The sequence below is a fragment of the Thermoflexus hugenholtzii JAD2 genome, assembly GCF_900187885.1.
GTDB classification, from domain to species: domain Bacteria; phylum Chloroflexota; class Anaerolineae; order Thermoflexales; family Thermoflexaceae; genus Thermoflexus; species Thermoflexus hugenholtzii.
Map to the genome: position 1 here is coordinate 23,705 of NZ_FYEK01000031.1, position 8,960 is coordinate 32,664.

An 8,960-nucleotide genomic window follows, 5' to 3' on the forward strand; every position below is an offset into this window, starting at 1 on the left:
CCTCATCCCGCACCCCTGATCCGGCCCCGAGCCGGGAAGATGGAGCGACCGTGGTGCCTATCATTTTTATGAGCGAAAACGCATCTTGCGAGATCCGACTTTGGGAAACGCTCTGAGGGAGGCCGGTTATGGAAAAGGGTCTGCAGATCGATCTGGAGGGGATACGGGAGGTGATCCGGCAGCTGCGGGCGTGGGCCCCCGTCTGGGAGGAGACCTTCCGGCGGGCCCAGCGGGTGGGGATCGCCCTGGTGCGGACGGTCCGCGCGGTCCCCGGGCGGCGGTTCGAGGAGGAGACAGAGGGCCCCAAGGGACGTCTGAGCCAGGCGGCGGAGCGGGTGCGGATCCTGGCCGACACCATGGAGCAGGCCCTCCTCCACCTGGAGGCGGCCTTCCTGCAGGCGGCCCAGATGGTGGAGCGCGCGGGGGAAAGCGTTGGGGAGGGGGCGCTCCCCACGGCCGCCCTCTCGGCGTCCTTCGAGGAGGCCTACGCCTTCGTCCGCCGATGGGAAGGCGGATACGTCCACGACCCCGATGATCCCGGCGGCGCCACGAACATGGGGATCACCCAGGGCACCTATGATGCCTGGCGCCGCGAGAAGGGGTTACCTCCTCAGGACGTCCGCGCCCTCACGCCGGAGGAGGCCCGGGCCATTTACCTGGAGAGATACTGGGCGTCATCCGGGGCAGCCACCATCCCTTCTCCAGCCCTGGCCATGATCCACTTCGACACGGCGGTGAACATGGGGGTGGGGCGCGCCCGGGAGTTCCTCCAGCGGATCCAGGAGGGGGGTCGTTCCAGCCCTCGGGAGATGGTGGAAGCCTATCTGGATCTGCGGTTGAACCGCTACCTGGAGATCGCCGATCAGTACCCTTCCCAGCGGAAGTTCCTCGCGGGTTGGCTGAACCGGCTGCGGGATCTGGCCGAGGCCGCTACGGGGGAACCGGAGTTCGCGGCCTCCTTTGAGCGGAAGGTGGAGCAGGCCCTGGAGGCCCGGGCCGCCGAAGATCCCGCTTATGCGACGATCCTGGAGCGCTTCCGCAGGATGTGGAGGAGGTAAGTGATGCGAACGATCCTTTTGAGCCTGATCGCCATAAGCGTGCTCGTTGGTTGTGGGTGGCCTTCCTCCCCCGAGGGAGGAACGCCCATCGTGGTGAAAGCCACGACTTCGCCAGGGCCGGAAGAGATAGGGGGAACACCCACTGTGGTGAAGAGCCCGGCCTCCCTGACGCAGGAGAGGCTGCAGGCGCTGGAGGAGGCGATCCGAAGGGGGGAGTGGGCGGCGGCTCGGACGGCGTATGAGGCCGCTGGCGCGCCGCCATTGCCAGCCGAGCGCCTCAACGCATGGATGGAACAGGCCCTTCGCGAGATCATCCGAGCACAGAAGAAGGGACAATACGAGGAAGCCGATCGCATCCAGGCGGACGCCCTCGCTCTGTTGGGCCAGGGATGCCGGTGTCTGGATCCCCAGGGCGGCCTCCGCCCGGATGCTGCGCCCGCCGGCTTGCGGGTGGAATGGGTCCTGGCCCTCTCTCTGGCGGGACGGCCGGGAGGCGCGGCGCTGGGAGGCACCGAGCCCCTACCTGAGTGGGGACGGAAGTGGATCGCCGCGCGCTTCGGCCGAGAGCCGTCCACGATCCCTCCGTTGGTGGACGTGCAGATCTGTCCGATCGCCGATCACCTCTTCCTGGTCGTGGGCTTCTATATCCTCCAGCTGGACGGCCCGTTTCAGGGGGAGGCGCCCGGGCTGTCGGCGCTGCAAGAGGAGGAGCGGGATCCCGAACGGTATTACGTGCTCTGCGAGGCGGATCGCATCCAGTGGGTGAACGCGATGAGCGGAGGAAGGGGGACAGCCCTGGAGGCGGAGTGGGACGGGAAGGGCTTCCGATCGATGGGAGTGGAACGGGCGAACCCGGCCGCGGACACCTATCAGGAGGTCCGACGACATGTGGAAGCCGGGGAGCTCGAGGAGGCCCTGCGGGCGTATGAAGCGGGAGCCTTCACCCGTCGGGTGGATGAGGATCCCGAGCTGGCCACGGAGGCGTTGCGCCAGGGGCTGGCGGTGGCCCAGCGACGGGCCGAGGCCGGGGACGCAGCGGGGGCCGCGCGGGCCCTTCACGCCGCCCTCACCCTCGCCTCGATCCCCTATGAGCTGGAGGGGCCGACCTTCCTCCCCCAGGACTGGGCCATTCGGTCGCGTTCCCTGGAGGAGTGGGCCCGAGAAGCCTTCTATGGCCCCGCTCTGGATCCAGCGCTCTATCGGGAGACCCTGGCCCATTACGCCCGTTACTTAGCCCAAAGCGGAAGGGCCCGCGAGGCGGAGCCCATCCTGCGGGGTTTGATCGTCCTCTCTCCAGACTACGCGCCGGCGTATCTGGATCTGGGCGATGCCCTGTGGGACCTGGGGAAGCAGGAGGAGGCGCGGGAGTTCTACCGGCGATATCGGACGCTGCGACCTGGGGAGGAGCCGCCCCCGCGGGTGCGGGAGCGCCTGGGCCCATAGGCGGGGTCTGGGGCGGGGGGCGGATGCGCATCGGTCCGCCCCCCGCCGGCTTTTCCCGCCTCAAAGGAGCTTCAGAAAGCCATCCACGCTCCATCGAGCTTGCTTCCGGATATGAGCGGGGGTTGAACGTTTCACGGGGCGGTGAGCTGGGATTGTGATCTTCAACACCTCAACACCTACCCTTTTCTGCAGACGAATATGGCTCCTGCGCTGGCGAACCACAGTCCATCCATCCCGCTGAAGCGCGCGGATGATCCCATCGTAAGGGAGGCTGGGGATCTTTGTCACAGATCGATCTCCTCAAGCAGCGCGGCTTCGCTAAGGAGGGGAACCCGGTCATCCTCCACGGGCTCCAGATACAGCTCAATGGCCTCCCGAATGTTTCGCAGCGCCTCTTCAATCGTTTCTCCCTCACTGATGCATCCGGGTAATGAGGGCACATATACCGTATATCCACCCTCATCGCTGGGTTCCAGCACAACTTTCAGGCGCATGCGAAGGCTCCTTTCCGTGCCTGGGTCACGGAAGCGCCCGGGCGCCTGCGCCGGAGGCCTCGGCGCCCGGGTTGGGGGTCTTGCGCCATCGGAATGGGATCTGCCCGACTGGGAGCCGCAGGGGGCTCGATCCTTATGCCTTGCGCCGGCCTTTGCGCGCGGGCTTCGGCTCCGGCAGCGTGGCCCGCGTCTCCGCGTCGTAGGCCAGCAGGTCGTTGGCGTCGAGGATGAGATACTCCACGCCGTTCACCTTCACCTCGTTCCCCGAGTATTTGGGGAACAGCACTCGATCCCCGACACGCACCTTAATGGACTCATCGTCGCCGACGGCGACCACGATCCCGACCTGGGGCTTCTCCTTGGCGGTCTCCGGGATGATCAGGCCGCTCGGCGTGCGGCTCTCCTGCTCCACCGGGCGGATGACCACCCGGCTGCCGAGGGGTTGCCACGGGAAGCGCTCCTCCGCCATCGCTGTTCCCTCCTCTTCATTGAAGATCCACCGCCGGGATCCGGAGCGATGCATGCTTCCTCTCCGGATCCCGGCTTCTTTGCGGCGTCAGGAGATCGCACAGCGCGTCGTTTACTTTTTCCTCAACCCGAGCAACGCGTCGATCTGGGGTCGGTTGAAGCCGATGACGATTTTACCACCGATATCCAGCACCGGCACGCCCATCTGGCCGGTGCGGCGCACCAGGTCGCGGGCCGCCGCCGCATCCCGGCTGACATCGACCTCCTTGAAGGGCACCCCCCGTTGTCGGAGGTATTCTTTGGCGGCCCGGCACCACGGGCAATTGGGCGTGGTGAAGATGATCACCCGAGGCCATTTCCCGGTCCCCGCCATCGCGGCTCCTCCTCGGAAACCAGAAGGTTTGCCTCCGGACGGGCCATCCACGCCCAGAGGGGCGTCGAGAGCGGCCGATCGCCCGGATGAATTCTCAATATTTTAGATGCCCGAAGGCCTGAAGGGGTGACACGATCCGGAGGGCCGAGGGCGCGATCCCGCATGGATCTTCGCGCATGGCCCAGGCGCGTGATTTGCTTTTCACAGCAGCTTCGGTTATGATAAGGGCAACCGCGCTGCCGGTTTTGCGGCAGGGGCTTTTCGCAAGAGGGGCGCTCTTCCGTAAGCCGGGAGGCGCCCCTTTTAACTTTTCCGGAGGTTCAAACCCATGCTGCAAGAGCGATTGACGGTCCAGGACAACATGGTGGTGACCCTGGCCTACACCCTTCGCCTGAAGGACGGCCGGGTGGTGGAGTCGTCCGAGGAAAGCGAGCCCATCACGTTCATCCAGGGTGCCGGCGAGATCCTCCCCGCCCTGGAGGAAGCCCTCTACGGAATGGCCGTGGGGGAGGAGAAGGAGGTCTGGCTGGCCCCTGAGGACGCGTATGGGCCACGGCGCGCGGACGCCTATCAGGTGGTTCCCCGCAGCGAGTTCCCCGAGGATTTCCCGCTGGCCCCGGGCGTCGGCTTGTATGTCTACACCGAAACCGGCGAGGCGTTCCCGGCCTACATCGCAGAGGTGGGGCCGGACACGGTCACTCTCGATTTCAATCACCCCTTGGCCGGGGAGGAGCTCCATTTCACGGTGAAGATCCTGGCCCTGCGTCCGGCGACCCCTGAGGAGCTGGAGCACGGCCATCCCCACGAGGGCTGATCTCCGGCCGATCGCGTTTCTCCCACCGGCCGGTGCCTCCCCGATTCGGGGCGTCCCGCTGAGAAACAGCGCTTTCCGGAACGCCCCGAACGGCGATAAGATATCGGGGGTAGGTCTTCCTGCGGTTTGCAAGCCCCCAGCTCCCCTCCCGCATTAGGACGTTCGGCCGATCGGGAGGGGAGGATCTTTCGCCGGAGTCGGTGAGGATGTTCCCGCTGAGCGAGGAGCAGATCCGCCGCTATGCTCGGCACATCGTCCTGCCAGGGGTGGGCGGGCGTGGGCAGCGCCGGCTGCTGCAAAGCCGGGTGCTGCTCATCGGGGTAGGGGGGCTCGGATCCCCCATCGCCCTCTATCTGGCCGCCGCCGGGGTGGGCACCATCGGGATCATCGATCCCGACGTGGTGGATCTCAGCAACCTGCAGCGCCAGGTCCTCTTCCGCACAGAGGACCTCGGGCGCCCGAAGGCGGAGGTCGCTCGGGAGCGGCTTCAGGCCCTGAACCCGGATGTGCAGGTGATCCCCTATGTGACCCGCTTCACGGCTGCCAACGCCCGCCAGCTGGTTGCAGACTACGACCTGATTATCGATGGAAGCGACAACTTCCCCACGAAGTATCTGGCCAGCGACGTGTGTGTCTGGGAGCGGAAGCCGCTGATCTGGGGGGCGATCTTCCAATATGAGGGGCAGGTCAGCATGGTCCCGCCGGGTGGGCGCCCGTGCTATCGCTGTCTGCTGCCTACTCCGCCGCCTCCGGATCTGATCCCGGATTGCCAGCAGGCAGGCGTCTTGGGCGCGGTCCCCGGAGCCATCGGGGCGCTCCAGGCCCTGGAGGCCCTGAAGTGGTTGCTCGGGCTGGGGACCTCCCTGGCCGGCCGGCTGCTGGTCTTTGATGGGCTCCGGGCGGAATGGCTGAGCGTTCAGGTGGAGCGCCGTCGGGATTGTCCGGTGTGCGGAGATCACCCCACGCTCTTCGAGCCCATCGATTACGAGGTGTTCTGCGGCCTGGCCCCGCGAACGCCCGCGTGAGGCAGAGCGAGAAGCGCTCAACAGGAGGAGGGGATGGGGTCCGTGTGGATGCTGATCCTCGGCGCGTATCTGATCGGATCGTTCCCCACAGGCTGGCTGGTGGTTCGCCTGCTGACCGGGCAGGATGTGCGGCGGATCGGCAGCGGCCGGACGGGCGGGACCAACGCGATGCGCGCCGGGGGGCTCCCGGCCGGCTTGCTCACCGGCCTGGGAGATCTTGTCAAAGGATTCCTGGCCATCGAATGGGCCCGGATGCTGTTTCCGGGCCAGCCCCTGGCCGGGGCGGTGGCGGGCATCTTGGCCGTGGCCGGCCATAACTGGCCGATCTGGCTGAGGTTCCGGGGCGGGGCGGGGACCGCTCCGAACCTGGGGACGGCCATCGCCCTCTGGCCCCTGGTCGCGGCCGTGCTGTTGCCTCTGGTTCCTCTCCTTGCTGCCCTCACCGGATACGCATCGATGACTTCCTTGATCCTCGCTTTTGTGGTCCCTGGGCTCTTCGCCCTGCGCGCGGTGGCCTTCGGGGGGCCATGGGCGGAGGTCCTGTATGGGCTTGGCACCCTCGGGCTGATCGTCTGGGCCCTGCGCCCGAACTTTCGGCGCCTCCGGGAGGGGACCGAGCCCCGCCTGCGCCTCTCCGGGTGGCCCAAGGCCCCCGTCCCTTCCGGGCTGGCGGAAGGCAATGAGCGGTCCAGGACGTCGGCCTGACCTTGCGTGAGACCTCGGGAGAGGTCCACTCTCCTATCCTCCGCTCAGGGATTCCCCTCCGAGGACAGAACATGCGCTGGGAGACCCTGGATGGCATGATGGCAGGGGATTATCGGATCCGGGTGCGAGAGGAGGGCCGGAGCGTCACAGCCGGCCAGCGCTATGTGGCGTTTTACCTGGAGCGCGAGGGCCTCCTTTCGGAGCGCCCCATCCTGCGGGGGCTTTCCGCCGGTCCGCGTCCGCAGCCGATCCCCGGCTGGCTCGATGGCTTCTTTCAGAACCCGGTTCGCTTCCAGGGCGTGCCCGTGGCGCTTCCGGAGCGGGTGGTGCGAGCGTTCTTCCGACGCATCGGCGAGTTGATCCCGCCGGGAGGGTGGTTGGGGCTGGCCTACGAGACGTTCGGCGAGAGCCAGCCGATCCATCGGGAGACCGAGCAGGCCCTCCGGCTGGGGATCCCTCCGATCCTGACCCCGCTGGGGATGTGCTTGTTCTATGCCGGGTGCGCCTTCCCCATCCGCGACTGGTCCATCGCGGAGGGGTGGCGGGAGGGCCCGCGCAAGCTGCAGGGGTTCAAGCCCCGGGATCGGGAGCGCTATCTGGATGTGGTCGATGCGCTGTGGGAAGAGATCCGGGCTTTTCTGCGCCGCACCGAGGGATCCTCCCGGCCCGAGTTCGCGGCCGCCCGACGCCGCGTCGAGGATCTCCTCTCCCTTTGGAGCTCCCGCGGGGCCGACGAAGCGCTCTGATGGAAGGGGATCCCCTGACTTTTACTCCGAGGGCGTCCCCAGGAAGAACTGGGATGTGATCCGGGAGAGATCCCCCATCATCCGTACGGCCTGTTCCCATTCCATCAGGATGGGGCGGTGCAGGAAGACCACCAACACATACTCGGCGCGCCCGGCGAGGACGATCCCTGCGTCCGCCCGGGTTTCGTTCGTCCAGCCAGGCCGACGGGCGAAGGCGATGCCGGGGGGGAGGCCGGCGGCCAGCAGGGTGGGCTGACCCTGGGGATCCAGCAGGCGATTCTGGGTCATCGCCTCCAGGATGAACTGGCATTCCCCGGGTTGAACGGCGCCCTCGGAGACGAGGGGGAGCGGTCCGCCCTCCTGAGTGCATTGTCGGAGCATCTCCAGGAGCACCCCCAGGTCCTCCGGGGTGGTCTGCTGGCGCGGATCGGGATGGGTGGGAAGCTCCGGCCGGCTGTTGGCTGGGGTCACCACTGCAGGCGGGGTGCCCGGCTGGTCGAAGGGCCACGCCATGAAGGAGTTCACCAGCCCCAGCTCCCGCAGGAGCGCGGTCACCCGCTCCGCCCCTTTCGCTGGGTCACCTTCCCCGAGGTCTGTTAGGAGCGTGTCCACGGCTGGCAGGGCGGTTTCATCGGTTAGCATCCGGAACACTGTCTGGCGGCGCGCCTCGTCGTGGATGAGGTCCCGGGCCCGGGCGACCGCGAGGGCCACGGGCAGGCGCATCACCCCCACTCCGGAGAACGGCAGGTCCCCGTTGTGCATCCAGGTCTCCCCCCGACGCAGGTCTTTGATGAAGATCCCGGCGGTGCCGTCGAAGGCGCTCAGGTAAGCCTCGAAGAACCGACCCAGGGCGGAGAGGGAAAGGGGCGGGGCGGGCTTCTCGTCCACCACCAGGGCGACCTCGCGGGGGGCCGCCTGGGCCAGGGCGGCCTGGAGGCGCTCCGCGGAGCGGCTGATGTTCAGCACGTGGCCCGGGCGGCCTGGCGTGAAGGCGAAGCGCTCCAGGTCCGGCTGGGGCTCCACCGGTGGCTCATCGAAGCGGCGGGCGACCTCCAGCAGCCACAGGCGGATCTTCTCCGGGGAGGCCTGGATCGCCACCGGGAGATCCCGGGGTGGGGGCGGCTGGCGGAAGAGGAATTGCAGGAAAGCGCCCGGGCGCTGGCGCTCGGATAAGGCCTGCTGCAGCAGCTCCCGGCTTTTACCCCGATCGAGCCGCGCCTCCACATCCGCGGGGTCCAGCATCAGGGTGTGATCCTGATACTGCACGCGCAGCGGAGCGGCCAGGGCGCGCTCCACCGCGTCCAGCGCCTCCTCGATGGAGCGTCCGCCCACAGCCAGCCCGGCCACGGTCCAGGTCCGGGGGATCCGCTGCAGCTCCTGCTGGAAGAGGGCGAACTGCCAGATCAGGAAGCCCACCAGCAGGAGGGCGACCCCGCGGCTGAGCCATCGGTTCCACGCGCGCGGCATCGATGACCCCTCCTCTCTATTGAGGTCTGAGCACCCACCCATTTAGGACTTACGTTGTTTCCTGGGTATTCCGGTCGTGGCCTTGGGTTTTAGCCCGAGGCCAGAGGACCGGCCACCGGGGTTGCCCACCGACCCCTGCCTCGAAGGCCCAAGCCCCCGAGGAATTCCACCCCCCTGCGGGCGATGTTCACCGCCGCCGCCGCGTGACGGCTCATCCTCACCCCGCAAGGGCACGTCAGGACGTGTCCCCTTAGCCTTTCACCCACCTTGCCGCATACCGGACACGCCCGGGACGTGTTCTGCGGATCCACAAAAATCACCGGAACCCCGTAAAACCTCGCCTTCTGAACCAGAAGGCGATGGAAAG

The 8,960-nt window shown here is 67.4% G+C and carries 12 protein-coding genes; 6 read left to right on the top strand and 6 right to left on the bottom strand.

Translation table 11 applies throughout. The annotated features are described in order from the left end of the window. Positions 1-128 precede the first annotated feature (128 nt). Together CFB18_RS09135 and CFB18_RS09140 are read left to right on the top strand one after the other, a co-directional pair. Positions 129-1,058, top strand: coding sequence for a glycoside hydrolase family 108 protein (locus CFB18_RS09135; RefSeq protein WP_088571507.1), 930 nt, complete (start codon positions 129-131; stop codon positions 1,056-1,058). A 3-nt stretch (positions 1,059-1,061) separates the two neighbouring features. Next, positions 1,062-2,501: a tetratricopeptide repeat protein gene (locus tag CFB18_RS09140; protein ID WP_088571508.1), complete on the top strand. Its 1,440-nt coding sequence runs from the start codon at positions 1,062-1,064 to the stop codon at positions 2,499-2,501. Positions 2,502-2,561: 60 nt separating this feature from the next. On the opposite strand, the gene CFB18_RS16545 is transcribed toward CFB18_RS09140, so the two are convergent. The 4 genes from CFB18_RS16545 to CFB18_RS09160 form a co-directional block, all read right to left on the bottom strand. Further along, a complete protein-coding gene (locus CFB18_RS16545; RefSeq protein WP_088571509.1) occupies positions 2,562-2,789 on the bottom strand; it encodes a type II toxin-antitoxin system HicA family toxin in 228 nt (75 codons plus the stop codon). Continuing rightward, positions 2,786-2,995: a type II toxin-antitoxin system HicB family antitoxin gene (locus tag CFB18_RS09150; RefSeq protein WP_088571510.1), complete on the bottom strand. Its 210-nt coding sequence runs from the start codon at positions 2,993-2,995 to the stop codon at positions 2,786-2,788. Before CFB18_RS09150 ends, CFB18_RS16545 begins: the two co-directional genes overlap by 4 nt. A gap of 133 nt (positions 2,996-3,128) precedes the next feature. Continuing rightward, complete coding sequence (locus CFB18_RS09155) at positions 3,129-3,518, bottom strand: co-chaperone GroES (protein ID WP_407084008.1); 390 nt, start codon at positions 3,516-3,518, stop codon at positions 3,129-3,131. A 57-nt stretch (positions 3,519-3,575) separates the two neighbouring features. Next, entirely contained in the window at positions 3,576-3,836 is a 261-nt protein-coding gene (locus CFB18_RS09160; protein ID WP_088571511.1) for a glutaredoxin family protein, read from the bottom strand. Positions 3,837-4,164: 328 nt separating this feature from the next. Here CFB18_RS09160 and CFB18_RS09165 point away from each other — a divergent pair, with 328 nt between their 5' ends. From CFB18_RS09165 to CFB18_RS09180, 4 genes are all read left to right on the top strand, one after another. Then, positions 4,165-4,650: an FKBP-type peptidyl-prolyl cis-trans isomerase gene (locus tag CFB18_RS09165; protein ID WP_088571512.1), complete on the top strand. Its 486-nt coding sequence runs from the start codon at positions 4,165-4,167 to the stop codon at positions 4,648-4,650. Positions 4,651-4,856: 206 nt separating this feature from the next. Continuing rightward, complete coding sequence (locus tag CFB18_RS09170) at positions 4,857-5,675, top strand: HesA/MoeB/ThiF family protein (RefSeq protein ID WP_088571513.1); 819 nt, start codon at positions 4,857-4,859, stop codon at positions 5,673-5,675. 33 nt (positions 5,676-5,708) lie between these two features. Beyond that, positions 5,709-6,380 carry a glycerol-3-phosphate acyltransferase gene (locus CFB18_RS09175; RefSeq protein ID WP_088571514.1) on the top strand — a complete coding sequence of 224 codons (672 nt, stop codon included), beginning with the start codon at positions 5,709-5,711 and terminating at the stop codon, positions 6,378-6,380. 71 nt (positions 6,381-6,451) lie between these two features. Further along, entirely contained in the window at positions 6,452-7,126 is a 675-nt protein-coding gene (locus CFB18_RS09180; RefSeq protein WP_088571515.1) for a DUF1122 family protein, read from the top strand. 21 nt (positions 7,127-7,147) lie between these two features. Here CFB18_RS09180 and CFB18_RS09185 read toward each other — a convergent pair whose 3' ends face one another. Together CFB18_RS09185 and CFB18_RS16550 are read right to left on the bottom strand one after the other, a co-directional pair. After that, positions 7,148-8,593 carry a serine hydrolase gene (locus CFB18_RS09185; protein ID WP_159461672.1) on the bottom strand — a complete coding sequence of 482 codons (1,446 nt, stop codon included), beginning with the start codon at positions 8,591-8,593 and terminating at the stop codon, positions 7,148-7,150. A gap of 89 nt (positions 8,594-8,682) precedes the next feature. Further along, complete coding sequence (locus CFB18_RS16550) at positions 8,683-8,913, bottom strand: zinc ribbon domain-containing protein (protein ID WP_407084009.1); 231 nt, start codon at positions 8,911-8,913, stop codon at positions 8,683-8,685. Positions 8,914-8,960: the final 47 nt, after the last annotated feature.

Excerpts from the sequence above, each read along its gene's own strand:
- CFB18_RS09135 (WP_088571507.1), top strand. The coding sequence starts at position 129 with ATGGAAAAGGGTCTGCAGATCGATCTGGAGGGGATACGGGAGGTGATC.
- CFB18_RS09140 (WP_088571508.1), top strand. The coding sequence starts at position 1,062 with ATGCGAACGATCCTTTTGAGCCTGATCGCCATAAGCGTGCTCGTTGGT.
- CFB18_RS09150 (WP_088571510.1), bottom strand. The coding sequence starts at position 2,995 with ATGCGCCTGAAAGTTGTGCTGGAACCCAGCGATGAGGGTGGATATACG.
- CFB18_RS09155 (WP_407084008.1), bottom strand. The coding sequence starts at position 3,518 with ATGCATCGCTCCGGATCCCGGCGGTGGATCTTCAATGAAGAGGAGGGA.
- CFB18_RS09160 (WP_088571511.1), bottom strand. The coding sequence starts at position 3,836 with ATGGCGGGGACCGGGAAATGGCCTCGGGTGATCATCTTCACCACGCCC.
- CFB18_RS09165 (WP_088571512.1), top strand. The coding sequence starts at position 4,165 with ATGCTGCAAGAGCGATTGACGGTCCAGGACAACATGGTGGTGACCCTG.
- CFB18_RS09170 (WP_088571513.1), top strand. The coding sequence starts at position 4,857 with ATGTTCCCGCTGAGCGAGGAGCAGATCCGCCGCTATGCTCGGCACATC.
- CFB18_RS09175 (WP_088571514.1), top strand. The coding sequence starts at position 5,709 with ATGGGGTCCGTGTGGATGCTGATCCTCGGCGCGTATCTGATCGGATCG.
- CFB18_RS09180 (WP_088571515.1), top strand. The coding sequence starts at position 6,452 with ATGCGCTGGGAGACCCTGGATGGCATGATGGCAGGGGATTATCGGATC.
- CFB18_RS09185 (WP_159461672.1), bottom strand. The coding sequence starts at position 8,593 with ATGCCGCGCGCGTGGAACCGATGGCTCAGCCGCGGGGTCGCCCTCCTG.